Raw genomic sequence first — 26,111 nt, 5'->3', positions numbered from 1 at the left:
CCTCGACCACGCCGGGGGCTCTCCAACGAGCTCAGGGACCGAGACGCACTCCCACCGACCCGGAACGGCGGAGACGCTCCCGGCATCCGCGGCTGCTTCACTCCTGCGCCGGACCGCCACCTGGATCGACCACGCCGCCGCATACTGCATCCATGACCCGTGCCCACGAGGACCCCATGGACAGCTACCGCCGCCTGCGCCGGGAGCAACCAGATCTGTTCCGCAACGACGAAGGACCCGGTGCGATCGACCTCGTCGACCCCAGCCAGGTCCCCGAGGACCTCGGCACCCTCGGTGTCGTGTACCAGGATCCCTACATCCGCCTGCTGCGCGACCCCGTCCGCTTCCCCGACGGCCGCCTCGGCACCTACCTGCGGATCCTCGGCACCGCAGACGCCCCCAGTGCTGCGATCCTGCCCGTCCTGGACGGTCGCGTCCTCCTGATGGAGAACTACCGCCACGCCGTTCGTGGCTGGACTCTGGAGATCCCCCGCGGCTTCGGCACCGACGGACTCACCGCGGAAAGCAACGCGCTGAAGGAACTCGACGAGGAGCTCTCGGCGCAGGTGGAGTCACTCACTCCCATCGGCGTCGTCCACCCGGACACGGGTCTGCACTCCCGGCCGGTACACCTCTTCTTCGCCACACTGACCGCCACCGGCCCACTGGAGACCGCGGCAGGAATCCGCAGCCTGGTCACTTTCACGCCGGAGGAACTCGACAGGAACATCGTCGAGGGCACCGTCACCGACGGCTTCACCCTCACCGCCCTCACTCAAGCCCGCCTGCGGAACCTCCTCTGACGAGAGCGCTCAGCCGATGCCCCCGTTCTCGTCAGGAGCGTTCAACGTGGCCTCTTCTTCGGGCCGGTGAACCGCCGCACGCCGAGGGAAGCCTGCCTCCTGCATCCGCCGGATCAGGCCGTCCCACTCGTCTCTCGTCCGGTCGAACTTCACCTGCATCAGATCAACGCTCGTCTCGAGCTGCTTCCGGGCCCGCCGCTGATCCCGGCCGACCACGGCGAATCGGACCACACCCTTGGATGCCGTAGCCGCGACGGAGTCGGCCACCTGACCCACCACCTCGATGCACGGTTCCTCGCCGAAGACGACGGAGACGACAGACCCGAGCGTGTGAATGCTCATCTTGATGATCGGCTGCCATCGGTCTGCCACTCCTGCGCGCCGCGCACCGACGATTCCACCGAGCCGCTCGGCAAGAGACACGTACCGGTCGTACACATCCTGGCTGCGGTCCCTGAACGCTTCAGGCGTTCCCGACAGAAGCTCAGGCTCCCGGAGGAGGCGCAGCAGACTGTCCTTGTAGAGCCTCCACTCGTCGGTTCCCCGCGCCTGCCGCACGTGATCCAGATCGAGCCCGGTGAGCCCCACGTCCAACGGGTTCTGGACGAGAGCGAACGCCTGCTGCTGGAGCATCCGGACAAGTTCGTCCGCAGATACGGCCGTGCCACGGGAGAGCGCGCGATCCAACTCCTGCAGAGCCGTGCGGTCCAGCGAATCAGCAGGCGTCAGAGGGTAACGCCCCACGGCATCCGACAGGGAAGTGTTGTACTTCAGGTCGGCAAGCTGCTTCAACTCGCCTGCAAACGGCTTCGACCGATCATATGTGCCTTCCGCCGGGTCGGTTCCCTCGGCCACCACGAATTCTCGGTAGAATTCCTCGCGCACGACTGATTCCTTGTCCACCGCCCACCGGGAGACATCTCTCAGCCGGGCCTTCAACAGCCTCGCACCCTCCTCGTCGAGGTTGAAGTCACGCATCAGGCTCTCGGCCCTGAACCTGGCCATGCTCAGCAGTTGATCGTGGAACGAATCCTTGAGCTTGAGGTCAGTGAGCCGCGTGTTCTCGTCTTCGTCCCAGGACAGTCGAAGGCAGCTACCCGTTCCCGCATCGGCGACAATCTCCCGCCATGCCCGCTCTCCCTCGGACTGGACGGTGAATTCCTGATCCGCCACCAAGGTGGTCTCTCTGTACAAGTAGGGAACGATCACCGCATCGCGGAGCAGTTCCTTGAACGCGTCACGAGAAGCGCCGCCGTGCTGGAAATCCTGGTAGACGGCCTGATTGTTGAGGAAGAACGCACGGTTGACGATGACCTGCTGAGCATTCAGGATCGCCCGCAAGTACTCGTGCCGTACCGCCTGGAGTCGCGCACCAGCCACTTTGGCGTCCCGCAGTGACCGGCCGCCTTCGAGCATGGACCCGAGCAGTTCCTGCGGGACCCACTGATTGTCCAGGCACTGGGCCACCACCGCGACCGGTTCGAGATCACAGTTGACGATCTTGTTGAACTCTTCACCCGGCATTGGTCATACACCTCTCAGCCGCAGTCGGTTGCCCTCAGACCATCCCTGACCGGTTCACGCAAGCAGGTCCAAATTTTTGCATTTGGTCAGTATTGATCGATAGGTGTGGGAGTCGACGAGCCATTTCCCGTGTGCCCATGGGGAGAGCAGCGACTGGAGGTGAAGAAGTGCCCGACAGACAGGTCACCATCAAAGTTGCCTGTACGCGCAGAGCTTCCGCGTGTTCACCGGCACCACTGCCGACGGGAGACATCGGCACATGCCTTTTGCGGAACCGCCCGTGCTTCTGAGAAACGGGGGGCGGCAGACGCCTCAAGAGGTCAGGAAATCCTCCTGGGCGGCCACGGCAGGGCACAGAGGTGCCCGCTGGACGGTGAGGAGAGCGACGTCGTCGTGGAGTCGGCCGCCGGTGTGGTCCAGCAGGTCCGTCACCACGGCGTCGGTGGTCTGCTCGGCGGTGCCGATGGCGAGGTCGGTCAGGCGACTGGCGAGAGGATAGAAATCACCGGTGGTGTTGCGCGCCTCGATGACCCCGTCGGTGTAGAGGATCAGTGTCTGCCCGGCCGCGTACGGGTGCCGCTCCACGACTCTCGACTCGGAGGAGAGCTCGCCCAGCCCCAGGGGCGGATACGGCCGGGCTGCTTCGAGAGCCCGTACCGTCCCTCCGTCGAGGACATAGGGCGGGGGATGTCCGCAGCAGACCAGAGCCAGTTCGTCGACGTCGTCGAAGAGGTCGACGAGCACAGCCGTGGCGAAGTCCTCGATCATGTCGGTGTCGAGGTTGTGCAGGCTCAGCACCGTGTCCAGTTCGCGGGCGAGTTCCGGCAGCGGCAGGCGGTGGTGGGCGAATGCCCGAAAGGCCCCCAGAACAAGGGCGGTGTCCTCCAGCGCGTCCAGCCCCTTGCCCCGCACATCCCCGATGATGAGCCGGGTGCCGCCCAGGATCCGGGTTGCCGCGTAGAAATCGCCCCCCACCTGCGCCTCCTGCTGCGCAGACCGGTAGGCGGTCGCCAAGGACAGCCTGCCGAGACGCGCCGGAGGCGGCTTGAGCAGCACCTCGCCGGCCGCCTCGGCCACTGTCCTGGCCTGCGCGAGCTGCTCCTCGCGGCGCCGGCGGCTGCGGCTGTAGAGGACCAGGGTGGCTGAGACCAGCGCGATGGCGGCGGCACGCGTGCTGTAGCCGACGACATCGGAGCCGGTGCCCGCCAGCCCGAGAGCCAACTGCGTCACCACCGCGCACAGCCCCACGGCCGCGGTGGCCAAAGGGCCGCCCAGTACGGAGGCGATGGCAGGAGCGACGATCACCAGAGGCCCGAAATGGCGGGAACTGGGCAACACGGCGTCGCAGATCGTCAGTCCCACCACCAGTGCCACCGGCAGCAGCAGAACTGCCCCAGGGGCACGAGAGACACGACGGAGCCATGCCAGACATTCCCGAGAGTCCATACCCAACGGCTACACCACCATCCTCCGCCCCACCCGGAACGACGCGGACGGCTTCGGGCAGGGGACCGCCGGCCCCACAGCGGTGCCGCCGCCGCCGCGAGAGTTCCGCATACCGCTCACCGGCCTGCTCGAGGGCTTCGTGCGTCCGGTGCTCGCGCCGTGCCACGGACCGCAGGGCGGCGGGCCGGTGACGGTCAGACGATGCGGCCCCCGCGCCGAGGACCGAAGCGACAGCCCCGGGCACCGGCTGCCCTGTCAGCGCCCTGTGTCATGATGCGGACGCGCCAGGGGAGTGGCGCGGGGTCACTTGAGCGCCAGGGGGTTCGGCATGAGTGGGGGCACGGAGCCGGACGGCTCGTCCAAGTCCGACGAGGAGTGGGAGCAGTTCCTGCGCGAGTCGGTCGCGGGTGCCGCCGACGCGCCCAAGGAACCGTCCGCACGGGCCCGCGCCGTGACGAGGCGGCTGCGTGAGCAACCCGACACCGCCCCGGCGGGCTGGCGCACCTACACGCCCGCCCGGCCCAGGCGCCGCACGGGCTGGTACGCAGTCGGGCTGCTGGCCTCGCTGGTACTGCTCGTGGTGGCGCTCGCGCCCGGGTGGGTGACGGATCTGTTCGCCGGTGCTGATTCCCCGCCGCAGGCGGCCGAGACCGCCCGTCCGGCCGACGCGCCCCCGACGCAGGCAGCCCGGCGCCCCACCGAAGACGAGCCGTTCCGCGGTTCACCGGCGGCGCGCTGGGCGAACGGAGCGGCGGGGATCAGCGTGCCGAAGGCCGAAGCGGTCGGGGGGACGGGTGCGGCCGAGGTCGAGCGCGCACTCGACCGCAGCCGGGACTTCCTCGTCGCGTCCAGCCTGGACCGCGGGGTGCTGCGGGGCGAGCACCCCGAGAAGGCGATCGCACTGATCAACCCGCACCAGAAGGACGTCCAGGACCTTCTGAGAACCGCTTTCCGGAGTCCGAGCGAGAAGAACGACCCCCTCCTCCTCTTCAGCCGCTTCCAGCCCTCCCGCGTCGACCTGGTCGGCGAGGTCGTGAAGACCCGGGGCCGGCTCACCTACGAGGAGGGCGAGCGCGGCGCGCTCCAGGTGACCGCCGACGTCACCTTCGTCTACCCGGTCACCCGCGCGGGAGCGGGCGGTGACGGCGAGGACAGCGGTGACGGCGAGATCGTGCGCACGATCGTGCGGCGCGAACTGGTCCTGAGCTGGGACGACCCGGACAAGGTGCGGACCGAGCCGGGTACGTTCTCGATCGTCTCGTACAAGTACGACATGACCAACGGTGGTTGCGGCACCCCCACGGGCTACTTCGACCCGCCCTTCGGCACGGGCCGTGCGACGGACGGGGACGGTGCCCGGATCGATCCCTACGACCGCAGTACCCCGGTAGGGCGGAGCGAGTCCACCGCGGACGAATGCGGGCGGGCGACGCGGTCCTAGCCGACACCGCGTCCGGCGGCGTGGCCCGCGCGCCGGCCAGGACGGCGCTCCGGCCCGAGCGGGGAACCGCCCGGCCGCGCAGGCGGGGCGGCGCAGTTCCGGCCCCGGAACGGTGTCCGGGACCGGAATCCGCACCGGCGTGCGCCGGTCTCGCTCAGGCCGCCACCGCGGCGGGTACGTCCGCCACGGCGAGCAGCTCCGCGAGGGCCGTCCGGGCACGTGCGACCCGTGAGCGGACCGTTCCCACAGGACAGCCGCAGACCCGTGCCGCTTCCGCGTAGGGAAGCCCCAGCAGTTGGGTCAGGACGAATGCCTCCCGGCGTTCGTCCGGCAGCGACGCGAGCAGTTCGAGGAGCGCGACCCCCTCCTCGAAGCCCGGCAGGCCCTGCGGCTGCGCGTGCTCGACAGCCGTCTGCCAGTCGGTGACATCCGCTGCCCTGGGCCGGGCGGCGGCGTGCCGGTAGCTGTCGATCACCGCGCGCCGTGCGATGGACAGCAGCCACGACCGGGCCGAGGAGCGTCCCTCGAAGCGGTGCAGGCTGCCGAGGGCGCGCAGGAAGGTGTCCTGCGCGAGATCGTCCACGGCCTGCGGGTCTCCGCACAGATGACTGACATAGCGCAGCACGTCGCGGTGCAGCGCACGGACGAACAGATCGACCGCGTGGGGATCACCGTTGCGGGCTGCCAGCGCCCATGCGGTGATCGACGCGTCGGCCTCCGTTCTTCCGGGGCCGCGTCGTGCGGGATCGTGAGGGTGCGTCGTCGATGGCAAAGCAGGAGCGATCACCTGTTGTCCTTCTCGGTCGTCCAGGAACCCGGCGTCGACGGCACGCGGACGCGGCAGAGCGCGCACGGCGCAGAGCCGGGCCGGGCCCGGTTCGGTGGGTGGACCGGCCGCGGCGGGAACGCGCACACGGCCGGTGCCCGGGGCGCAGCGGAGCCGCCCCGGGATGCCGGCTGCCGTCAGGCGGCAGCGGTCACCGCAGGAGGACCTCTGGAGGTGATGGAGAAGGCGAGAAGGAGGAGCTGCGCCGTCCGGTCGGCGACTGAGCGGGCCGCCCGGAGGCGTGCGCGTTCCGCGGTCCGGGGGAGGGCGAGCAGCAGCCGCAGGGGAGCTGTGAGCCAGCCGGCGACAGCACGCAGGAGGCGGAACGCGGCTCGTTCGCCGTATCCCAGCCACAGGCCGCACAGCAGCGCTGCCAGCAGGTGCGCGGCCAGCATCCCGAACGACCAGGTGCCGCTCATGGAATGGTCCATGTGCCCCATGGGACCGGAGTGCAGGTGCCCCGTGCCGGCAGCCGGCGAGCCGTCGTGCGGCACGAGCTGCTCACCGCACAGCCGGCCCGTGCCCCCGTGCGGGGCGCCGACGTCCACGGCCTGGGTTCCGCGGGGGACCGGCCCCGAGGGCGGGGATGACAGGGACTGCGCCAAGGAGAAGGCCGAGTGCAGCACGGCCTGGACCACGACGGCCACTGTGACGACCAGCTTCAGCCCGCGCTCCCGGTCGGCCAGCCCCCACGCTCCGGCCGCGGTCACGGCGAGCCCGGAACCGAGCGCCCAGGCGGGGACATCGTTGCCGGACATCAGGACGTGGCCGAGAGCGGCGACAAGCACGCAGAGGGCTGAGAAGACCCCCGCCCGCAGCGCCCTCGAGCACCAGCCCACAGTCATCACACCTCATGCTCCCACCCGGGCGCCCGGCGACCCGAAGCGGGCCGGGCGCTCCGCCGCCGACGACACGACAGTGCAGCGGCGGCAGTTCGGGCCCGCACCGCGGCACGTCCCGCAGCCGGAGCCGACGCCATTCCGTCGAACGGGCAGAGCCGATCGGCGCGGCGCATCCACCGGCGACGCAACCGCTGCGGGACGCGGCAGGCGCACTGCGGCGCCCGGTGCGGCGCGCCGCTCACCAGAGAGTTCCCGTCCGACAGCCGGCGTCCCCCGGAAGAGACCGCCGGACGCGAGCCGAGCAACGATCGGGACCACGGGCGACACCGGTGCGGCGCCGTCCCAAGCAGCCTCCTGCCCCGGTCGCCCCGGGGACCGCGGCGTGCGGACCGCTCGAGGGCACGTGCGGTCAGGTCCTCCTGGCACCGGGGCGTACGACGGTGGCCAGGACGGTGAGAGGGGAGCCGCGCTCGAAGTGCAGGGTGAAGGGGATGCGCTGCCCCAGCCGCCAGTCCCCTTCGGGGCGGACCGTGACGTCGATCTCGTGCGGATCCATGAGCAGTCCCTTCTCGGCGGGAATCGCCACGTCCTCCACCGGCCACCGGTATGCGGCCCCCGAGCGCGTCATCCGGTGCCGGCTCAGGGCCGGGGGGACCTCTGTGCGCGGGGAGCTGACCGCCACGAGCCGGTCGGACGAGCCGCCGGTGTTGGTGACCGTGAAGAAGGCCGCGGTCTCGGGAGTGTTGCCGAGGCGCTGGTAGACGTGCCCTTCGGTGACGGCGAGTTGCGGAGGGCTCCCTGCGTTGCCGCCGGCGGTCCAGGCGCCCAGGCCGGCGAGGGAGAGTCCGCAGGCGAGTACCGGTGCGGAGACGGCGGTCACGGGGCCGCGTAGCCGCGCGACGAGTGAGGCTTTCACAGGCTGGTCGACTCCGGGGGAAAGAAGGTTCACAGGGCGGGGGAAGGGGGTTCACCGGGCGCTGCTGAAGGAGCGGGGGCGGCGTGCCGGAGCCGGGGCCGGCTGCCAGTGGCGCAGCCGCAGGCTGCTGAGGACCACGAGTACGGAGCTGAGGGACATCGCCGCGGCGGCCGGCATCGGGCTGAGCAGGCCGACCATGGCGAGTGGGACGGTGACGGCGTTGTAGCCGAACGCCCAGACGAGGTTGCCCCGGATGGTGGCGAGGGTGCGCCGGGCGAGCCGTACGGCGTCCGCAAGCGCCTCGATGTCGTCCCGGACGAGTGTCACGTCCGCGGCGCCGATGGCGACATCGGTGCCCGTGCCCATCGCGATGCCGAGGTCGGCTCCGGCGAGTGCCGCCGCGTCGTTGACCCCGTCGCCGACCACGGCCACCCGCCGGCCCTCCTCCCGCAGCGAGCGGACGAACGCGGCCTTCTGCTCGGGGGTGCGCCGGGCGTGCACCTCCTCGATGCCGAGGGCCGCGGCCACGGCCCGGGCGGGGGCCTCCCGGTCGCCGGTGACCAGAACCGGCCGCACCCCGAGGCGCCGGAGCCGGTCCACCGCGTGGTAGCTGCCGGCGCGCACCACGTCGCCGAGCGCGATGACGGCCTCCGCCTGCCCGTCGACATGGACGACGACGGGGGTGTGCGCGGACTCCAGCGCCGCGGCGAGCGCGCTGCCCAGCGCACCGGTCAGCTCCCCCTCGGGGGCGCGGACCGCGACCGGCCTGCCGTCGACGGTGCCCTGGACGCCGCTCCCGGGCGTGGCCCGGAAGCCGCTGAGCGCCCGCGGTTCCACGGCCTCCTCGCCGAGACGGCGCCGGGCGTGCGCGACGACGGCCCGCCCGAGCGGGTGTTCCGACCCGCTCTCGACGTTCGCCGCGAGCCGGAGGGCTTCCTCGGCCGTCAGGCCGTGCTCGCGTACGGTCACAGCGGTGACGTCCAGCCGGCCGGAGGTGAGGGTGCCGGTCTTGTCCAGGACGACGGTGTCGACCCGGCGCAGTGCTTCGAGCGCTCGCGGCCCGCTGACCAGGACGCCGAGCTGCGCGCCGCGCCCGGTCGCGGCCATCAGGGCGGTCGGGGTGGCGAGCCCGAGCGCGCAGGGGCAGGCGACGACGAGAACGGCCACCCCCGCGGTGACAGCGGGCTGCACGTCGGCCCCGGCACCGAGCCAGAAACCGAGCACAGTGACCGCGACGGTCAGCACGGCCGGGACGAAGACCCCGGCCACCGTGTCGGCCAGCCGCTGCGCACGCGCCTTTCCTGCCTGGGCCTCGGCCACCAGGGCGGTGATGCGTGCGAGTTGCGTGTCGCCACCCACCGCGGTGGCCCGCACGCGCAGCCGCCCGCCCGCGTTGACCGCCCCGCCGGTGACGGACGAGCCGGCCGAGACCTCCACCGGCCGGGTCTCCCCGGTCACCAGCGAGAGGTCGACCGCCGAGGTGCCGTCGACGACGACCCCGTCGGCGGCCACCCGCTCTCCGGGCCGCACGACGAACACCTGCCCCACTCCGAGGTGTTCGGCACGGATGCACCGCTCGGAGCCGCCTTCCTGCACGGTCACCTCCTTCACGCCCAGTTCCGCGAGCGAGCGCAGGGCCGCCGAGGTGCCCCGCCGGGCACGGGCCTCCAAGTGGCGGCCGGCCAGGACGAACAGCGGAACGCTCACCACTGCCTCCAGGTAGAGGTGGGCGACTCCGTGGGACGCACCGGGCAGCAGGGTGAAGGGCATACGCATGTCCGGATCACCGGCGCCGCCGAGAAAGAGGGCGTAGGCGGACCAGGAGAAAGAGGCCAGGACCCCGAGCGAGACGAGCGTGTCCATCGTGGCCGTCCCGTGCCGCAGTCCCCGCAGCGCCCGCCGATGGAAGGGCCAGGCACTCCAGAGCGCGACCGGTGCGGCCGACACGAAGCACAGCCACTGCCAGTTGCGGAACTGCAGGGACGGCACCATCGACAGGAGAAGCACCGGTGCGGCCAGCACTGCCGTCACCAGCAGACGCTGCGGAAAACGCTCTTGGGGCTCCTGGCCCTCCTCTTTGCCGTCCGCGGTGGCAGGCGGAGCGGGGACGCTCGCCGCATAGCCGGCCCTCTCGACGACCTCCACCAGCGAGGCCGTGCCGACGTGAGCGGGATGCTCGACGCGGGCGCGACCGGTGGCGAGATTGACGGTGGCTCTGACACCCTCCAGCGCACCGAGCTTCTTCTCCACGCGGCGCACGCAGGCCGCACAGGTCATCCCCCCGACCACCAGATCCGTGGTGACCAGGTCCGGCGGTGCGGTGTCTGCGGCCATCAGTGGCCACCCCCGTGATCCATGCCGCCCATACCGCCCCCGCCGGGACCGTCGTCGTGCGGCACCCCGCGCATGTCCGGAGCCACCGGTCCGGCGAGCGAACCCGCCTGGTACGACAGGGCGAAGGCAGCGGCGAGCAGCAGCACAAAGCCTGCGAGCGCGGCATACGGAGTGGAGCGCAGGCGTCGCCCGGAAGAGGGCGTCACCGAGTCGTTCATGGCGGAGACTCCGGCGGGAGAGGTGAGGCACGCGAGAGGTGTCGCGGCAGTACGGTCCAGATGTCGGCCCGCTACCGCAGTCGGTTCCCGCCCCGCGTCTGTGAGGCGCATCACATGGCGTGGACCGGAGGGACGCGGAAGAGGGCGTCCGTGGGCTGCCCTCCACAACTGCTTCCCGCACGGTGCACCGGTACCGCTACCCCTGCCCGAGGGTCACCGCCCGCGGCCGGGGCTCCGCTCCTGGGCTCCCGGAGCCGTCACGACGACTTCGCGGCAGGGCAGCCCGACCTGCACCAGGCGCCCGCGGTGTCCGGTGATCAAGTCGCCCTCGGGTGGACGCCGGTCACTCGGCCAGCCGGGTGCAGTTCGGGTCGCCGGGACGACGCGCTGCCAGGGTCCGGAGCCGGCCGAGCAGGCCGCGCGCCTCGGGTGCGCAGTCGACCAGGACGTCCCGGGGCCGCAGGTTCGAGAAACACCCAGCGGACGAAGATCGCGGGCGCGGGCCGGTCCGCACGAGCGGACGATCAACGCCCTCCAGAACTTCCGGGCATGGCCACAAGGTTTGACACGCGTGCCCAGGTCTTCCAGGGCACTGCGACCGTCGCAGCGATCCGGCTCTGGCTCCGGGGGTAGATCCATTGTCCCGGTGCGGCGAGGCGCCTGTCACCGTCCTCCGGAATGATCTTTACATCCGTTTTGCGCCTCCAGGCTTGCGGGCGGACACAAAGCACGCTTCTGACCTGGGAGTTGAGAGTGACGCACGACGTTGCCGCGCTGGCAGTGGAACTCATGGACATGGCCGCGGCCGATCACCGGTCCGCATTCCGCGCGAACAGCGATACCCCCGACGAGCAGCCGGCATGGTGACGGCTGACCGCCCGGCACGGTGACCGGCTTGATGAGATCATGGAGAAATACGGCTGGCCAACGGCGGAACCGGTCGGCGAGGAGGCCGCACGCGCGGCGTGGCTGATCGCTCAGCACACCGACCGGCAGCTCGACGTTCAGCGTCGTGCACTCCGGCTGATGCGACAGGCGGTCTCGGCCGGCCGGGCCAGCCCGCGCGACCTGGCCTTTCTGCACGACCGCACGCTGGTCAACGAGGGCGCAAGCAGGTCTACGGCACTCAGATCGCCGGCCTGAAGGACGGGTCACCGGTTCCGTGGCCCTGTGCAGAGCCCGAGCGCATGGACGAACTCCGTGCGGAAGTCGGCATCGGGCCCTTCGACGAGTACGTCGCCAAGTTCTCCATGGCGTGACGCCCACCTCCCAGGCGCGCCCGGTGAATCACCACCTGCCGCGGACGATGCTCCACCCGGACAGGCCCTGACCGCGGCGGGGGCATGGGTCCTACGCACTCTCATGCGTTTCGCAGTGGTTTCCGTCATGGGGGCGCTGACCGCTGTCGGGTGTGTCGCGGGCAGGCGGTGAGGCGGCTTGTCGGGAACGGGACTTCTCCAGGGCGCGCAAGAGGACCCAGGTCGGCAGGGCCAGGGCGGTGAGCGCCCACAGGCTGACCCACAAGGTGCGCCACCAGAGCAGATCGGGGTGGGCGAGGGCATGGGCGGCATTGACGAGCATGGCGCTGCCGAGGGTCCAGCACAGCAGGCGGCCTGCGGCGTTGGTGAGAGAGGCCAGGTGGTTGGTGCGGTGTGGTGGCATCGCTGTCTCCCTCGGTGCTGACTCGTCCAAGAGCTGCTGATGCGGGGTGTCCGCACATCGGCTGTACTGCTCAGAGCCCCGCGTTTCGACTAGGACCAAGCTCGAATGGTTGTGCTTGTCGGACGACAACTTTTGTCGAGGTGGCGGCCTGCCGCACGGCGCAGCAGGAACGCGCCGGTCGGCCGTCCGGCGCCACCGAGGAGAAGAAGACACGAAAGTCCGCAGCGGCCGCGTCGGACGTCGTACCGGAAGGACAGGGGGACGTTCCCTGGCACGGGATATCCGACTTCCGGATCACCGACTCCCTGGTGGCCCGGGTCAACTACTCGACCGGCAACCTGATGCTGGCGGCGACCGACTTCGACATCTCCGGCGTCGGCCGGAGACTGCAACTCACCCGCACGTACAACTCGCTCGACGCCAGGCATCTGGCGGAACAGACGGACCCCGCGGAACTCGCCGAGCGTCGACGCCGTTCTGACGCCGCACGAGCCCGGCGCCACCGGGTTGAACTGCTACGTGCGATCTTCCGTGCCGTCGATGCACGTGACCCGCTCCGTCCAGTAGCGGCACGCGGCCTTCTGATCGAACTCGCTGACGCTGAGCAGCACTCCATGGCGACTCTCGGAACTTCTGCCGGGCTGCCGGCCCGCTGGCATCCCGACGTTGAAGGTGGCGACGGCGAGATCTTCCAGCTTCTCGAAACGGCCTACCGAACGGTAAAGCTCCTCCCTTGACACGGACTACCGGAGGACACGCTTTCGGCTCTGAGCGGGGCTGAGGTCATGCTGTGTCACCCCGTGCGTGCGGGCGGCCCGCTCGCGGCCGGCCGGCCGCCGCGGTCCGGCTCCAGGCGGCGAGGGCACTCAGGGCGAAACACAGGTGGGGGCGTGCCGATGTCCCCGTCTGCGCACGGACCAACTCACCCACCAGGGCGGGGTCCAGGAGCGGTGCCAGTGCCGAGGCGTCGGTGTCGGCCAGGCTCGCCAGCAGCTCGCTCCGGGTCCGCAGCGGCGCCTGGTCGACGTAGAACGGCGTGTTCGGCGGGGCGGGTCCCCTGAACCAGTAGCGGAGCGGGGGGCGGCGCGAAGTGGTGGCGCCGTAGCGCTCCTCGGGATAGCGCAGCAGCGCCGGACACAGCAGGCCGACGGCCCAGCGGTGCCAGCGGTCGCCCAGCTTCCAGCCACGGGGCAGGGCCTGGACGGTGTCGCTCCAGTCGGGGGCGAACAGGGGCACCCGCCAGCGGGCGAAGGCGCCGATGGCCGCCAGGTTGGCGGCGATCTTGCGGTGCCCGTACTGGGTGCGGAAGAACGCTTCCGACGCGTCCAGCAGCGTGCCCCGCAGGGCGTCCGCCGGCAGCGCCGCCCGGATCCGCTGCATCATGGCCTCCGGCCGCAGGGCCTCCCGGAGTTCGTCCGCGAGCCGGTGCCGCTCGTCCGGCAGGAAGGGATTCCCGCCCGCGTGTTGGAGTAGATGGGCGGGGGCCCGCGCAGCCGGCCGCGCGGCCCGTGGCCATGCCCGCCTGCCCACGGCGGGCAGATGGTAGGCCCTGGCCAGCTCGCCGTGGTAGCCGAAAAGCACCGGCTCGGTGCCGCCCGCCTCGGCGACGTGTGCCATTCCCGCCCAGTTGCTGATCGGCAGAAGTCCGTCCGACGCCGCCCTGATGCCCTCGGCGCCGGCCATGAGCGCGGGCTCGGAAACGGCGTGCACCTGGTGGGGCAGGCCGAAGTCCCGGGCGATCGCCAGGGCGACGGTGCGGTCGAAGGAACCGGCCACGCCGGAGATCAACAGACGCGGCTTGATCCCGTCGGCCAGGAGAGCGGCGAGCAGTAGCCGGGCGTCGAGGCCACCCGACATCGAGAGGGCGCACGGGGTTCGCGCCGCGTCCCGGACCGCGGCGCGCAGCGCGGCGAGGGCGGTTCGGGCGGCCACTGTCGGCGGTCCGGGCTCGCGCCTCGGGGGTGGCACCGTCACCAGGCGGGCCCGCGGGCGGGACATGGTGAGTACGGCCCCCGCCGGAACCCGGAGGATGTCACGGTCGAGCGTGGCGTCACCCAGCGGATGGCCGTGGACCAGGTGATCGGCCACAGCCGCGGCGTTCCAGCGCGGCGCGCGTCCCGCGAGGGTGAGCACGTCCGTGACGCTCGCGCCGTGGACGCGGCTCGTGACGGTGTCGTAGTAGTGGGCCACGGCTCCCGAGCGGGAGGTCAGGATCAGGTCTCTGTCGGGGAGTTCGGCGGTGACCGCGAAGTGTCCCGGCAGATCGACCAGGGCCGCGACGCGGGAGGCATCGGCCGGTCCGTCGGCGAGCGCGGCACGGACGGTGTCCTCGGTGGCCGGGGGACAGTCGCCGCGGACAGTGATCCTGGGCGCCGGGGCGCTCACCGGCGCGCCGTTTCGAACTCGTCCAGCACGACGTCGGCGACGGCCATGACCCCGAGCGAGCAGAACGCGGTGCAGGTGGCGGCCATGTCTCCGCACTCGGCCCATTTGTTCGCCGGGGCACCGCCGCCGCACACCGCGTAGTAGGAGCAGGACCGTTCGCAGCCGGCCCGTCCGCGCTCGACGTCCGACGCCAGCAGCCGGAAGGTCTCCGGCCAGCGGTCGAAACGGAAGCCGGGGTCGTTCACCCGGCCGATCACGAAGTCCCCGTATCGCTCGCTCGTCCAGCCGAACAGTTCCGGGGAGAAGGACGACACCCGGCCGTCGGCTCCCACGGTGACGATGCACAGCGGTTCGTTCTGCGTGTTGTGGACGGGCAGGGCGTGGTGCAGGACGTGCCGTCGCATCGCCGCGAGTTCGCGCACCTCGACGCCCGTCCGCTCCGACCACCGGGCGACGCGGTGCAGGAAGGCCCGGTATTCCTGCTCGAAGCCGTCGGCACGGTGCAGCCCGGAGTCGTTGCCCCCTTCCGTCTCCTCGGGGTTCAGCCCCAGTGAGCGGGGGGCGAGTTCCGCCATGAAGTCCAGGTAGGCCCCGGTGTGCGCGAGCGTCGCCGGGGTGACGACGGATATGACGTCGTAGCTCAGTCCCGCCCCCACCAGGTGGGACACGCCCTTGAGGGCGCGGGTCAGGGTACCCGCCCCGCTGCGGGTGCGGCGGTGCGCGTCGTGCACCTGCGCGGGGCCGTCGAGACTGACGCCCACGCGCACCTCCTCGTGCCGCAGGAAGTCCGCCCATGCGCCGTCGAGCAGCAGGCCGTTGGTCTGGAGAGAGAACGACAACCGGGTGCGGTCCCCCAGGGCCCGTCGCAGCAGTGCGTGGGCCTGCGAGTAGAACGACCGTGGCACGGTGAGCGGTTCACCGGCGTGCCAGCGGACCTCCACCGCCGGGGCGAGCAGACCGCTGTCGGCGAGCGCCCGGGCCGTGGCGCGCACGATGTCGAGGGGCATCACGGTCCTCGTGAGCCGGTCGGGCAGGTAGCAGTACGCGCAGTCGATGTTGCAGAAGCCGGTGGACTGCAGCACCACCTGCCGTATCGGGCCGGGCGCGGGCGCGGCCGGGTGCCGCGGCGCGGTCATCGGGCCTCCCGTACCAGTGGGGCGACGGTCAGCCGGTTGGCCGTCAGGAAGGAGACGTCTGGCAGCCCCTCGGTGTTGGTGGCGCCGTCGTGGAGCACGTCCTGGGTGTTGACGAGGTACGCCTGGCCGGGCCTGAGCCGCACGCGCAGCACCGGGTGGGTGGGGAAGGCCGAGAAGAAGGCGTTCTTCAGGGCGTGGCTGGTGTCCGGCACCGCGCGGCCGGTCGCCGCGAGCATCAGCGTCAGGTCGGCCGTGCGGAGGTTGACGAAGTGGACGTACCGGTCGGTGAACCCCAGGTTGGCCACCGTGAGGAGGAGGGAGCGGTGCCGTTCGGTCAGCGGGAGATCCTCGTGGTTGTCGAGGTGCAGACCCATGAAGGTGCGCTGCTCGTAGTTGTACGCGGTCGAGACGAGGCCGGGGCCGTGGACCACGCTGTCGCTGGCCCCCTGACGGGTGCTGCGTGCGCCGGCGCAGCGCCCGACGGCGTCCAGCGCGCGCTCGCGGACCCGGCCGAGGACCGCGCCGCGCCGCCCCGCCTGCTCGTTCGCGTCGCCGTCGCGGGCGGCCGCGAGCACCGGCAGCAGTTCGTCGCGGCAGGCATCCAGCGAGTCGGTGTCCAGACCGAGCACGGTCAGCATCCGGTTCAGCGGGGTGGCCGGTGCGGGATCGAGCAACTCCCGCTCGGCACGGGTGAGGGGACGCCAGTCGTCCCTGGGGACGACGGCCGTCGGGTCCGCGGCCGCTCCGGGGACGTCGGTCAGCCGACGCGTTCCCGAACTGATCATGACGTCCGACGGGTGGAAGGCATCACAGCGAACGGAGAGGGTGATCCCGGTGGTCAGCATGCGCGCTCCAGCTCTGGAAGGCCCGGGGCCGCGCCAGGCGCGGCCCCGGGGCACGGGTCGACGGGGGTCAGTCGCCCCAGGTGGAGTACCCGGAGAGGCAGGAGCCGCGGCTCGCGGACGGGTGTGTGGCCCGGAGCCGCTCCACGCGGTCCGTGACGGACCTGACCTCACCCGTGGCCACGGACACCGACAGGGGGTCGCGGCCCGTGCCGGCCACGGCCGCCATCCGCACGGCCAGGTCGGCGTTCTGTTCTGTCGTGGACATCTTCAACTCCTCGTGTCGGCCTGCTCGTTCGGCCTCCGAGTCAACGCACCGGGGTGCTTCCGCCGAAAGCACCGGACCGCTTCCCATCTGCTTCCGTCGCGCTACCGCCGTTTCCCGGTGCGTCGATAGACTGGCGCGGTGCCGTGCTGAGACCGGCGACCGCGGGGGGCGACGTGGACGATCTGCGACTGACGCTGTTCGGCAGAACCCGGGTGCGCCACGGTGTTGAGGTGAGTACACCGCCTCCGCTGGCCACCGCCGTCCTGGCCCGGCTCGCCGTGGCCGGAGGAGAGCCGGTCACGGTGGACGAGGTGGCGCGCGACGTCTGGGGGGTGGCGCCGCCGCGGCGCGGCGACCGGGTGGCCGTGCAGAAGCGGGTCCTGATGCTGCGTCGGCTCTTCGACCAGGGGAGTGGTGACAGCTCCGGCGTGATCGTCACCGAACCGGGGAGGGTGAGTACGTATCGGCTGGCGCTGCGGTCCGATCAGCTGGACCTGTGGAGGTTCCAGGAGCTGGTGCGCGATGCCCGGCGGCTGCCGCCCGCCTCGGCCGTCGCCGGCCTCTCGCACGCCTTGGACCTGTGGCGGGGCCGCCCCCTCCAGGACGTGGAGGGCTACGAGTTCGCCGACGGCACGATCGCGCGTCTGTGCGCCCTGCACGAGGCGGCGCAGCGCGAACTGGCGCGCGCCCACGCGGCGGTGGGCGACACCGCGGCGGCCCTCGCCGTCGCCGAGCGGCTGGCCGAGTCGCTCCCCGGGGACCTCGCCCTCGACCGGACGGTGTCGGAGCTTCGCAGCCGCGTGCGTGGGGAGGACGGCGTGCTGGCCCGGCACGATTTCCCCGGCCTGCGGACCTCGGTGTCGCTGGTCTCCGGCGACCTCCTCGACCAGTCGGACGCCGACCTGGTGATCGGGTTCACCGACACCTTCGACACCGTCACGGACGACCGGGTGATACACCGCGACAGCCTCCAGGGCCAGTTGCTGCACGTCCTGTTCGGCGGGGACCGCAAGCGGCTCGACGGCCAGTTGCGGCGGGAGCTGCGGCATGTCCCGGCGGTGTCGGTGGAGTCCAGGTCGGACAAGCGCCTCGGCAAGCTCACCCGTTATCCCCTGGGCACGGTCGTCACCCTGTCGGCCGGCGAACAGCAGGTCTTCGGCGTCGCCTACAGCCAGATGGGCAACGATCTGGCCGCCCGCTCCTCCCCACAGGAGCTGGCGCACGGCATGGAACGCCTGTGGGAGCACACCGCCCGGCACGGGTGGCGCCGTCCCGTGGCCATCGGACTCGTCGGCGCCGGGCTCGCGCGCGTCGACGGCCTGGGGCCGCAGGAATCGCTGGCCACGGTCGTGCGCTCGTTCCTGGCCCGGTCGCGCATCGGCACGGTGAGCCCCGAGCTGCGGCTCGTGGTCAGGCCCGACGCCATCGCCGGGGCCGGGTCGACGTTCTTCGCGAAGTTCCTCCGCGAGCAGGAGGACGGTGCCACAATCGAAGGCCCCCGCACGGGTCAGGAGGGGTCCCCAGCATGTCCGTGTACGACGGAACGGCCGCGGCTTCCGGCAGGGCCGCGGAGTACGGCGATGCGGTCGAGGCGCTGAAGGAGGTCCTGCGGTGGCGGCTGCCGCCCGCGGACTGGCAGGAGGTGAGCCGGTCCGTGGACGCCTTGGCGCTCGCCCTCCGCGACGGCGGCGCCGAGGAACTGCTCGACGCCACGACCACCTTGGAGGACCTCGCTCCGTCCCGGGTGGTCCGGGCCGGCTCAGCGCCTGAGGAGGAGGGCGCCGACCCGCAGTTGCGCGAGCGCGTCAACGTCCTCCTGCACGAGCTCACCCACGGTGGGGGCGGTTCGCGGACGAATCCCCCGGAGGAGTCGGGCGGCGCCGACAGTGGCTGAGGCTCCGGCCGCCCCGCTCGGAAAATCGGTGGAACTCCTCGACGAGCACCTCGTCCTGCACCTCGTGGCCCCTCTGGGCAGCCCCCGCGCCACGGCCGCGTACGACGCCGTGAGGGACCTGTGGACGGCTTGTCGGCACCTGTTCGCCATGGACCGGGCCCTGCCGGGCAGCGACCTGCCCCGGGACCTTCCGGCGACGGCCGCGCAGTTGCTCCGGGCCGCGCCAGGCACGGCCGGTGTGCGCACGCTGGCCGCACAGGAGAACGCCGAGGACGACTACCAGGCGGTGCTGCGGCGCCACCACGACGTGCTCTCCCTCTCCGTGGCCCTGGCACCGCGACACGACCGGCCCGGGTGGCGACTGCTCACACGCCAGTGGGAGGCGGTGTCCCACGGCAGGACGGAGGCGCTGATCGGCGATGCACGCGTGTACCTCGCCCGGCTGCCGGCGTCGGCCGGCGGGACGGCCCCGCCGTTCGGCCCCGCCGAGGCCGAACCCGCCGTGCGGGGCCTGCTCCCGCATCCGCTGCAGAGCCCCGGAGGGCACCCGCAGGGTGTCACCGAGCAGGAGCGGCTCCACCTGTGGGAACTCGCCCCGGGCGGGGACGAACGGTCCCGGCGGGACTTCCTGCTGGTGGCGGGGCCGGACGACGAGGCGCGGGCCAGCGCCTGGTGCTGGTCCTCCGGCGGAACCTCGATCCCCCCGCTCGCGCGCTACCTGCTGCACGCGGCCAAACTCCGCTACCAACTGCGGGTCTGGCGGTGCGACAACCGGGCGGCCGAGCTGCGGGCCCGGGTCGACGAGGCGACGGGACGCCCCGGCGGTGGTGTCCCGGCCGGCTTCCCGGGCACCCCGGACCCGACGGGCCCGCCGGCCGAGGCGCGCCGCCTGGTGCCACGGCTGCGCTCCCTGCGCCGCACCGTGGACATCGCCGCCGACAACATGGCCCGCGCCCTGGGCAGCCCGCCGCCGTACGCAGGACCGTTCGCCGACGACCACGCGCTGGCCGCGTGGCTGTCGGCCGCGCTCGACGACGAAGCGGGCTACCTGGCGGACGCCGTGGACCGCTGGGAGGCCGAGCACGGCCCCGTGCCGCTCCCGCGGGCGCCGGAGCCGACCCCGTCCGCCCCGGCCGGCCGGAGCCCGGGCCCGTCCGCCCCGGTTCCGGACGAGGCGCGGCGCAACGTCTTCGTCGTCCACGGACGGGAGTTGACGATACGTGCCGGGATGTTCGCCTTCCTGCGCGCGCTCGGCCTGCGCCCGCTCGAATGGGAGTCCCTCGTGGAGTCCACCGCGGAGGGCAGCCCGTTCCTCGGGGAGCTGGTGGCCCGGGGCATCCGCCAGGCCGGGGCGGTCGTGGTCCTGCTGACGCCGGAGGACACCGTCCAGCTCCACCCGCGGCTGTGCGCCCCTGGCGATCCTCCCGAGGAGACCTTGATCGGGATGCAGGCGCGGCCGAACGTCCTGCTCGAACTGGGCATGGCCCTCGCCCACGCGCCGGCCCGGACGGTGATCGTCCGGGTCGGCGCGCACCGGCCCATCGCCGACCTGGCGGGGCGCAACTTCATCCAACTGGAGGACACCGCGGCCTGCCGCCGAAAACTCGCCCAGCGGCTCCGGGCGGCCGGGGCGCCGGTGGACGACCGGGGGCAGGACTGGCTGACCGAGGGCACCCTGCACGCCGCCCCGCCCACGCCCTCGTGGCACGGCGGGTCATGAGCGCCCAGAGGGTCATGTGGCGCGGCGGGGCGTCACGGACCGCTGTGCACCAGCGCCGCCCACTGGTCGGGGCGGGCCGGGTTCCGGTCCCGCATCCACCGCGCGGCCCGGTTCAGTGCCTCGGCGCTGCCCTCCGAGTCCTCGGGCGGAAGTTCCTCGTGGAAGCGGCGCGCGAAGCGGACCGCCACGGGGTCCGCGACCGGCCACAGGCTGCCGATGACATGACGGAAGCCCGCCTGCCGGAACGCCGACGCCACGTGCAGGACCTCACCGGCGTACCGCCAGCCGCCCTGCCCCGTGGAACACGCTGAAAGGTAGGCGAGTTCGGCGCCCGCCAGGTCGAGTGCGGCCACTTCGGCGATCGTCAGCGGACCGTCGGCCAGGTACAGGGCCCCTTCCGAGGGCGAGAGAGGATCGATGCCGGCGTGGCAGGCGAAATGCACCCGGCTCGCCGCGGGCAGGGCCGCCAGAACCTCCGCCCGTGACGCGTCCGGCAGCACGGTGGCCCCGCGCGCCGCCAGCTCACGGGCTTCCCGAAGCGCCCCGGGCAGCTCCGGCAGGCCGGGACTGCTCGACACGGCGACGGCGAGCTGCCGTCGGGGACCGGGCCGTCCGGGGCGGCCGACGCCCTCCGACGCGCGGACCGACGCCGCGTACGAGGACACCACCGCGTCCAGGCAACCGGCGCCGCCGATCGGAGCGGCCGCGTGGAAGGGAAGGACGGAGATCAGTCCGACCGGGATCCACCAGAGTCGGGGACGCGGCTCGGGAACCAGCTCCCGCACCCGTGTCGTGACGGGCTCCCCGACGGCGGTCCAGAGCCAGTCCAGCGTCAGGGGGAGCACAGTGGCCAGCCGGGCGTGCAGGTCTGCCCGCAACTGTCCGGTGGCCAGCGCGAACAGCCCGGTGTGCTCGGACGCCGCCGCACTGGTCAGTTCCGGCAGCGGCAGCGCGACCGGTTCCCGGCCCGGTCCGATGATCAGGGCGTGTCCGGTGCGCCGGCCCGCGCTGACCATGACGACCGCCCCCGGATCCCGTCCGGGCCTCAGGACGGAGACGTCCTTCGGCAGCAGGAGGCGGGCTAGGCCGTGTCCCTCCCGCACCGCCGTGCACGCCTCGTCGTACGCGTCGTACGCGTCGTACGCGTCGTACGCGCGAGCGGCGTCGTCGGGCCGGTCCTGGCCCGATGGCCGCGCCGCGGACAGCGCCTGCCGGATGCCGGCGAAACGCCGCGCGGCGGCCCCGCGCTCGGTCTCCGCCGGAGACGGGAGCCCGTGCGGCCTGCCGGGCGCACCGGTGCCGCCCGCCGCCAGCACGCCCCGGGCGAGTTCGGCGGAGGCGAGGGCGGACGCGGGATCGCCCTTGGCGCAGTGCGCCTCGATGGCGTTCTCGGCCAGTCCGAGGTGTGTCGTCAGCGGCAGGGCCAGGTCGATCGGGTTCGCCGAATCGGGGACGGCGGACGGGAGCATCAGCGCGGCCTCGTCCAGGAGACGGGCCGCCCGCGCGTGGCGGCCCGCGGCCAGCGCGAGGGCGCCGGCCTCCTGGAGCGACTGGACCCGGGCCCGGGAGGGGGCGGGCGGGCCCCAATCCCGGTCGAGCAGGAAGGCGACGTGGTCCCGGTCCGTGGTGCGCAGGCTGTCGTCCATCCGCTCGGTGAGTGCCGACGCGGCGACCGTGACAGTGGTCAGGGCCGTTGCGGAACGCGGCGCGAGTTCGCGCAGGGCCGCGACACCGTGCTCGACTGCCTCGTCCAGATCGCTGGGCCGGCGCAGTCGGTGGTACCGGGCCAGCCGGACGGACGCCAGATCGGAGCGTGCCTTCGCGGTGTCGCGGGTGCCCGGCCGGCCGGCCCGCACGGCCTCCTCGGCGGCCGCCACGGCACGGTCGAGGTCCGGCGTCCGGCGCAAGAGCCCATAGCGCATGAGGTATGCCTCGGCCAGCCCGCCGACGGCCACCTGGTGCAGGGCGCCGCCACGGGGCAGGGCGGAAGCGGCATCCTCCATCAGGGTGACCGCCCGGTGCACGTCGGAGGCTTCCTCCGTGCGGGCGCAGCGGGACAGCAGGCAGTGGCCCAGGTGCAGGGCCGCGGACGGCCGGTCGGCCGGGCACGAACTGAGGGACAGGGCCTCCTCGGCGAGGGCGACCGCCCGGTCGAGATCGGCGGAGCGGCCTTCGTGCCTGTAGCGCCACAGCAGGGTCTCCGCCAGAGCGTCCAGGGGCCCGACTCGTTCGCCGGTGCCCGGAGGCGCCGCCGTCAGCGCCAACTCTCCTGCGGCTACGGCGCGGTCGATGTCCTCGGACCGCCCGGACAGTGCGTACCGCTGGAGCAGTGCTGTCCGCAGCTCCCCGTGCAGGAAGGCGGCCTGGGCGGGCTCGGACGGCGGTCCTGGGCGCAGCGCCTCGGCCAGGACGGCGAGGGCGCGCTCCAGGTCGGCGGCGTTGCCGTCCAGGTCGTGCCGGGTCCGCAGGGCGAGCGCGAGGTTGCCGCGTCGGGGCGCGAGCGCCGGGTCCGTGGGGCGTGCCGTGCGTACCGACTCCTCCAGAGCGGAGACGGCCCCGGCGGCGTCGGCCTGCCGGGCGCCGAGCTGGTGGCGCGTCAGCAGGGCGAGCCCCAGGCGCTCCAGGAGCCTGCTGTGGCTCTGGGAGTCCTGGCCGACGGCGTCGACCGCGGTACGGCTGAGTGTCACGGCCCGCTCCAGGTCCGCGGGGTCGGTGACCGCGGCCGCATGGGCGCGCTGCCGGTGCGCGGCACCGAGCAGGCTCGTCAGCTCCGCACGGTGTTCCGGGTCGGTGGCGTGGAATGCGGCGGCGTCCAGCAGCGCCATGACGGAGACGGTGTACGGGCCGTTCTCCTCGGTCTCGGCCCGGCGGAGGAGCTCTTGGGCGAGCCCGAGCTGGACCCGCGGGTCCGTCCTGCCGCCCAGCACCGGCAGCAGGGGGACGGGGATCAGCGCGTCGTTGCCCATGAGCGGGCTGAGGTAGAACACCGCGTGCGCGAGGTCCTCGAAGCCCGCGTCGCCGGGACTGCGGTCGTACCGGTGGAAGTGGAGCCAGGCCGCGGCGTGGTACAGCTGCGCCAGACGCCGCTGACTCCGGCCGGTGAGGGGCAGCCGGGTGGTCGCGGCGGTCCGGGCGGCCTCCGCCAGCTCGGCGTCTGCGTCGGCGCCGAACAGCAGCCGCCGGTCCTCGGTCCGCTGGAAGGCGATCACCCGGTCGGACAGGCGGGTTCGCAGGTCAGGGGCGGACATGTGGCGGCTCCTCGGGGATCCGGGATGGGCTCAGGTCAGTACGGACTCGGCGAGGGGCGGTGTGCCCAGGCGCCAGCGGGCGAGGCGGTCGCGGATTCCCACGGTGTGCGGGTCTGCCGTCCCGTGTGCCCGGACCGCGTCCGCGAGCACCGCTTCCAGGAGCGCCACGGCCTGCTCGGGCCCCGCCAGCCGGCCCTGCCACTCGGCGAGGGCGGCACGGGCGCGGTGGGTGCGGCGGTGGTCGGGGCCGAGGAGCCGGTCGGTGTACGCGCACAGCTCCGTCAGCTCGGCCACTGCCGTCCCGAAGTCGCCGGCCCGGCCCTGCCATTCGGCCAGCCGGCGGCGGGTGTTGAGGGTTCGGCGGTGCTCGGGGCCCAGGGCGCGGGTGGCTTCGGCCAGGAGCCGGCGCAGATCGGCCGCCGCGCCGTCCGGGTCACCGGAGTGACCCCGGGACTCGGCCAGTTGGTAGCGGACGCTGTGCGCGTGCGGGTGCGCCGGCCCCAGGACCCGTTCGGTGTCGGGCAGCAGCCGCTCCAGCTCGGCCACCGCCCTGGCAGAGTCTCCGGCGAGCCCCCGGACGACCGCCAGGTGGCGCCGGGTGACCAGGGTGTCGGGATGGTCCCGGCCGAGCACCCGCTCGCGGTCGGCGAGCAGACCGGTCAAGTCCCGGACGGCCTCGGCGGGACGCCTCGCCTCCATCCGCCACCGGGCCAGGTCGCTGCGGGCCGTCAGGGTCCGCGGGTGGTCCGGCCCAAGGACCCTCGTCAGCCGCTCCAGCACCGCGACCAGCAGGTCGACCGCGCTGGGCGCGTCCCCCGCCTCCCCCCGCCAGCAGGCTTCGATGTGCTCGGAGTTGAGGGTGTACGGATGGTCGGGGCCGAGCACGCGGATCATGTCGGAGCGCAGCGCGGCGAAGCCCGCGACCGCCCCGGCCGGGTCGCCCCTCTCCCCGATGCGCTGGGTGAGGCTGCCGCGGGTCAGGAGGGTGTCCGGATGGTCGGGGCCGAGGACCCGCTGCCGGTCGCGCACCAGATCGGCGAGGACCGCCGCCGCCTCCACCGGTTCACCGGCCCTGGCCATCCACTGGGCCATGTCGTGGCGGACGGTGAGCGTGTCGGGGTGGAGGGCCCCGAGCCGGGCGGCGGCCGCCTCCACCAGCTCCCGGTGGTACGCGACCGCGCCGCCGACCTGGCCCGACTTGCCCAGGCTGCGGCCCAGGCGCAGCAGGAGGGGGTGCATCCCGGCCTCGTACAGACCGTCATCGACGTATCGGAAGAGGGCGGCGGCGTTGGCGCGCAGGGAGCGGGCGAGGTCGGTGTCGCGTTCGATCTCGGGCCAGGCGGCGCCGAGGCCGTCGGCGGCCGCGCGTACCACGTGGCGCCGCCGCTTGGTGTCGAGGGCCTCCCGGGTGGTGCGCTGGACGAGTTGGTGGACCTGCACGGCCCGGTGCGGCTGGGCCGGGGCGTGGCCGATCAGGCTCAGCCGGTGCAGGGCGCGCAGCGCCTGCACCGCGTCCTGGGCGTCCAGCCGTCCGGCGGGGCCGTGCGCCGCCAGGTGGCCGATGGCCGGGCCGCTGGTGAGGACCACCATCGGTATCCCATGGGGGTCCAGCACGGACAGGAGCTGCAGCATGGGCCGGGCCAGGCCCACGGGGCGCAGTTCGTCGGCGCGGTCGACGGACAGCAACCAGGCGGCGACCACCGAGTTCGGCTGGTCGTCGGGCAGGGCAGTCTGCTCCGGCAGCAGACGGGCCATGGTGCGGCCCCGGTCCAGGAGCAGGGCACGGTACGTCGCGCAGTCCAGGTCGGTGTCGACCAGGTGGGTGGCCGCCTGGGAGAGGGCCAGCGGAAGCAGCCCGAGATCCGTCGCGAGGGCGGCCAGTTGTTCGGGGGGCTCGACGCGGTCGTGAAGGGCGAGCGCGCTGCGGAGGTAGTCGGTGGCCTCGGCCGGGGAGAACAGGTCCACAGTCTCCAGGCGCCGGCCGCTTCCGCTCAGGGCGGCGTCGCGGCGGCGCGTCGTGACCAGAGTCCTGCCGTGCGGTGCGGCGGGCGGCCACAGCCCGCGCAGGTCGGCGGGGTCGGCGAGGTCGTCCAGGACCACCAGCCAGCGCACCGCGGAGCCGGTGGCGCCCGGCTCCAGCCAGGCCAGGAAGGCGCGGGCGGCACGCTCGGGATCCGACGCGTCGCTGCCGAGCACCTCGGTCGCCGCCTGAGCGTACGTGGACAGCACCGCCTCACGGGTCGCCGCCGTGGCCCACACGAGTAACTGCACGTGTCCCGCACGCCAGGTTTCGCGGGCGTACCGGGCGGCGATCTGGGTCTTGCCCACGCCGCCGAGGCCGGACAGCACCTGGCACAGGATGCCGCCGCCCGGCGCTTCGAGCGCGTCGGCCAGTCGGCGCAGCACGGCGCGCGGCTGGAAGCAGCCGGCCTGCTGCGGCACCACACCGATCTGGTGGGGCAGGCCCACCCCGCGCGCGGACGAGGCGACGTAGGTGATCCGGCTGCCCGGGGCGGCGTACCCGACGGCGAGACTGCGCCGCGCCGCGTGCGCGCCGACGCTCGCGGGGAGGCCGGCCGAGGCCGACGGCAAGGGGGCTGGTGGGT

At 72.9% G+C, this 26,111-nt stretch carries 20 protein-coding genes and 3 pseudogenes; 8 read left to right on the top strand and 15 right to left on the bottom strand.

The window, feature by feature from the left end; translation table 11 throughout:
• Window positions 1-152: 152 nt before the first annotated feature.
• Window positions 153-803 (top strand): NUDIX hydrolase, encoded by a 651-nt coding sequence (locus BMX65_RS07505; protein ID WP_079171759.1) that lies wholly within the window; start codon window positions 153-155, stop codon window positions 801-803.
• Between the two features lie 9 nt (window positions 804-812).
• On the opposite strand, the gene BMX65_RS07500 is transcribed toward BMX65_RS07505, so the two are convergent.
• The gene (locus BMX65_RS07500) at window positions 813-2,327 is read right to left on the bottom strand and encodes a hypothetical protein (RefSeq protein ID WP_074999375.1); all 1,515 of its coding nucleotides are present in this window, start codon (window positions 2,325-2,327) and stop codon (window positions 813-815) included.
• 312 nt (window positions 2,328-2,639) lie between these two features.
• Window positions 2,640-3,701: a PP2C family protein-serine/threonine phosphatase gene (locus BMX65_RS07495; RefSeq protein ID WP_239501910.1), complete on the bottom strand. Its 1,062-nt coding sequence runs from the start codon at window positions 3,699-3,701 to the stop codon at window positions 2,640-2,642.
• A gap of 400 nt (window positions 3,702-4,101) precedes the next feature.
• On the opposite strand from BMX65_RS07495, the gene BMX65_RS07490 reads away from it, so the two are divergent.
• The gene (locus BMX65_RS07490; RefSeq protein WP_074999373.1) at window positions 4,102-5,214 is read left to right on the top strand and encodes a hypothetical protein; all 1,113 of its coding nucleotides are present in this window, start codon (window positions 4,102-4,104) and stop codon (window positions 5,212-5,214) included.
• A gap of 154 nt (window positions 5,215-5,368) precedes the next feature.
• On the opposite strand, the gene BMX65_RS07485 is transcribed toward BMX65_RS07490, so the two are convergent.
• The 6 genes and pseudogenes from BMX65_RS07485 to BMX65_RS33395 all read right to left on the bottom strand — a co-directional run.
• Window positions 5,369-6,001, bottom strand: coding sequence for a sigma-70 family RNA polymerase sigma factor (locus BMX65_RS07485; RefSeq protein WP_074999372.1), 633 nt, complete (start codon window positions 5,999-6,001; stop codon window positions 5,369-5,371).
• 176 nt (window positions 6,002-6,177) lie between these two features.
• Window positions 6,178-6,885 carry a hypothetical protein gene (locus BMX65_RS07480; protein ID WP_074999371.1) on the bottom strand — a complete coding sequence of 236 codons (708 nt, stop codon included), beginning with the start codon at window positions 6,883-6,885 and terminating at the stop codon, window positions 6,178-6,180.
• Window positions 6,886-7,291: 406 nt separating this feature from the next.
• Window positions 7,292-7,798: a copper chaperone PCu(A)C gene (locus BMX65_RS07475; RefSeq protein WP_239501911.1), complete on the bottom strand. Its 507-nt coding sequence runs from the start codon at window positions 7,796-7,798 to the stop codon at window positions 7,292-7,294.
• Between the two features lie 51 nt (window positions 7,799-7,849).
• Entirely contained in the window at window positions 7,850-10,132 is a 2,283-nt protein-coding gene (locus tag BMX65_RS07470) for a heavy metal translocating P-type ATPase (RefSeq protein WP_074999370.1), read from the bottom strand.
• The gene (locus BMX65_RS07465; RefSeq protein WP_074999369.1) at window positions 10,132-10,350 is read right to left on the bottom strand and encodes a hypothetical protein; all 219 of its coding nucleotides are present in this window, start codon (window positions 10,348-10,350) and stop codon (window positions 10,132-10,134) included. The genes BMX65_RS07470 and BMX65_RS07465 overlap by 1 nt, the downstream gene beginning before the upstream one ends.
• 346 nt (window positions 10,351-10,696) lie before the next feature.
• A pseudogene (locus BMX65_RS33395) lies at window positions 10,697-10,862 on the bottom strand (MmyB family transcriptional regulator); the annotation flags it as partial.
• Between BMX65_RS33395 and BMX65_RS31985 the strand changes: the two are divergent.
• Together BMX65_RS31985 and BMX65_RS07455 are read left to right on the top strand one after the other, a co-directional pair.
• Window positions 10,808-10,983, top strand: a pseudogene (locus BMX65_RS31985) (IS5/IS1182 family transposase); the annotation flags it as partial. The pseudogenes BMX65_RS33395 and BMX65_RS31985 overlap by 55 nt on opposite strands.
• A gap of 120 nt (window positions 10,984-11,103) precedes the next feature.
• A pseudogene (locus tag BMX65_RS07455) lies at window positions 11,104-11,609 on the top strand (DUF6624 domain-containing protein).
• 91 nt (window positions 11,610-11,700) lie between these two features.
• On the opposite strand, the gene BMX65_RS07450 reads toward BMX65_RS07455, so the two are convergent.
• Window positions 11,701-12,012 carry a hypothetical protein gene (locus BMX65_RS07450; RefSeq protein ID WP_074999368.1) on the bottom strand — a complete coding sequence of 104 codons (312 nt, stop codon included), beginning with the start codon at window positions 12,010-12,012 and terminating at the stop codon, window positions 11,701-11,703.
• Between the two features lie 140 nt (window positions 12,013-12,152).
• On the opposite strand from BMX65_RS07450, the gene BMX65_RS34255 reads away from it, so the two are divergent.
• Complete coding sequence (locus BMX65_RS34255; protein WP_425315509.1) at window positions 12,153-12,749, top strand: DUF6531 domain-containing protein; 597 nt, start codon at window positions 12,153-12,155, stop codon at window positions 12,747-12,749.
• 46 nt (window positions 12,750-12,795) lie between these two features.
• Here BMX65_RS34255 and BMX65_RS07440 read toward each other — a convergent pair whose 3' ends face one another.
• The 4 genes from BMX65_RS07440 to BMX65_RS07425 all read right to left on the bottom strand — a co-directional run bounded on the left by BMX65_RS07440 (window position 12,796) and on the right by BMX65_RS07425 (window position 16,643).
• Entirely contained in the window at window positions 12,796-14,397 is a 1,602-nt protein-coding gene (locus BMX65_RS07440; RefSeq protein WP_074999367.1) for a hypothetical protein, read from the bottom strand.
• Window positions 14,394-15,533: a cyclophane-forming radical SAM/SPASM peptide maturase GrrM/OscB gene (gene grrM / locus BMX65_RS07435; protein ID WP_079171757.1), complete on the bottom strand. Its 1,140-nt coding sequence runs from the start codon at window positions 15,531-15,533 to the stop codon at window positions 14,394-14,396. The genes BMX65_RS07440 and grrM overlap by 4 nt, the downstream gene beginning before the upstream one ends.
• Window positions 15,530-16,378 carry a hypothetical protein gene (locus BMX65_RS07430; protein WP_074999366.1) on the bottom strand — a complete coding sequence of 283 codons (849 nt, stop codon included), beginning with the start codon at window positions 16,376-16,378 and terminating at the stop codon, window positions 15,530-15,532. The genes grrM and BMX65_RS07430 overlap by 4 nt, the downstream gene beginning before the upstream one ends.
• Window positions 16,379-16,445: 67 nt before the next feature.
• Window positions 16,446-16,643, bottom strand: coding sequence for a hypothetical protein (locus BMX65_RS07425; RefSeq protein WP_074999365.1), 198 nt, complete (start codon window positions 16,641-16,643; stop codon window positions 16,446-16,448).
• A gap of 230 nt (window positions 16,644-16,873) precedes the next feature.
• On the opposite strand from BMX65_RS07425, the gene BMX65_RS07420 reads away from it, so the two are divergent.
• From BMX65_RS07420 to BMX65_RS07410, 3 genes are read left to right on the top strand one after another with little or no spacing between them, the layout of a single operon-like run.
• Window positions 16,874-18,241, top strand: coding sequence for an AfsR/SARP family transcriptional regulator (locus BMX65_RS07420; protein WP_143081821.1), 1,368 nt, complete (start codon window positions 16,874-16,876; stop codon window positions 18,239-18,241).
• Entirely contained in the window at window positions 18,169-18,537 is a 369-nt protein-coding gene (locus tag BMX65_RS07415; protein ID WP_074999363.1) for a CATRA system-associated protein, read from the top strand. The genes BMX65_RS07420 and BMX65_RS07415 overlap by 73 nt, the downstream gene beginning before the upstream one ends.
• Complete coding sequence (locus BMX65_RS07410) at window positions 18,530-20,257, top strand: CATRA conflict system CASPASE/TPR repeat-associated protein (protein ID WP_143081820.1); 1,728 nt, start codon at window positions 18,530-18,532, stop codon at window positions 20,255-20,257. Before BMX65_RS07415 ends, BMX65_RS07410 begins: the two co-directional genes overlap by 8 nt.
• Before the next feature lie 32 nt (window positions 20,258-20,289).
• Here the strand turns inward: BMX65_RS07410 and BMX65_RS07405 are convergent, their stop codons facing one another.
• Together BMX65_RS07405 and BMX65_RS07400 are read right to left on the bottom strand one after the other, a co-directional pair.
• Entirely contained in the window at window positions 20,290-23,505 is a 3,216-nt protein-coding gene (locus tag BMX65_RS07405) for a CHAT domain-containing tetratricopeptide repeat protein (protein ID WP_074999361.1), read from the bottom strand.
• A gap of 30 nt (window positions 23,506-23,535) precedes the next feature.
• On the bottom strand, window positions 23,536-26,097 hold the full coding sequence (locus BMX65_RS07400; protein WP_074999360.1) for a tetratricopeptide repeat-containing protein: 2,562 nt from the start codon (window positions 26,095-26,097) through the stop codon (window positions 23,536-23,538).
• Between the last annotated feature and the right edge of the window lie 14 nt (window positions 26,098-26,111).

It is taken from the genome of Streptomyces qinglanensis (assembly GCF_900111245.1).
GTDB lineage: Bacteria > Actinomycetota > Actinomycetes > Streptomycetales > Streptomycetaceae > Streptomyces > Streptomyces qinglanensis.
This window is presented reverse-complemented; position numbering and strand designations above follow the sequence as displayed.

Excerpts from the sequence above, each read along its gene's own strand:
- BMX65_RS07505 (WP_079171759.1), top strand. The coding sequence starts at position 153 with ATGACCCGTGCCCACGAGGACCCCATGGACAGCTACCGCCGCCTGCGC.
- BMX65_RS07500 (WP_074999375.1), bottom strand. The coding sequence starts at position 2,327 with ATGCCGGGTGAAGAGTTCAACAAGATCGTCAACTGTGATCTCGAACCG.
- BMX65_RS07490 (WP_074999373.1), top strand. The coding sequence starts at position 4,102 with ATGAGTGGGGGCACGGAGCCGGACGGCTCGTCCAAGTCCGACGAGGAG.
- BMX65_RS07480 (WP_074999371.1), bottom strand. The coding sequence starts at position 6,885 with ATGACTGTGGGCTGGTGCTCGAGGGCGCTGCGGGCGGGGGTCTTCTCA.
- BMX65_RS07470 (WP_074999370.1), bottom strand. The coding sequence starts at position 10,132 with ATGGCCGCAGACACCGCACCGCCGGACCTGGTCACCACGGATCTGGTG.
- BMX65_RS07465 (WP_074999369.1), bottom strand. The coding sequence starts at position 10,350 with ATGAACGACTCGGTGACGCCCTCTTCCGGGCGACGCCTGCGCTCCACT.
- BMX65_RS07450 (WP_074999368.1), bottom strand. The coding sequence starts at position 12,012 with ATGCCACCACACCGCACCAACCACCTGGCCTCTCTCACCAACGCCGCA.
- grrM (WP_079171757.1), bottom strand. The coding sequence starts at position 15,533 with ATGACCGCGCCGCGGCACCCGGCCGCGCCCGCGCCCGGCCCGATACGG.
- BMX65_RS07430 (WP_074999366.1), bottom strand. The coding sequence starts at position 16,378 with ATGCTGACCACCGGGATCACCCTCTCCGTTCGCTGTGATGCCTTCCAC.
- BMX65_RS07425 (WP_074999365.1), bottom strand. The coding sequence starts at position 16,643 with ATGTCCACGACAGAACAGAACGCCGACCTGGCCGTGCGGATGGCGGCC.
- BMX65_RS07415 (WP_074999363.1), top strand. The coding sequence starts at position 18,169 with ATGTCCGTGTACGACGGAACGGCCGCGGCTTCCGGCAGGGCCGCGGAG.
- BMX65_RS07405 (WP_074999361.1), bottom strand. The coding sequence starts at position 23,505 with ATGTCCGCCCCTGACCTGCGAACCCGCCTGTCCGACCGGGTGATCGCC.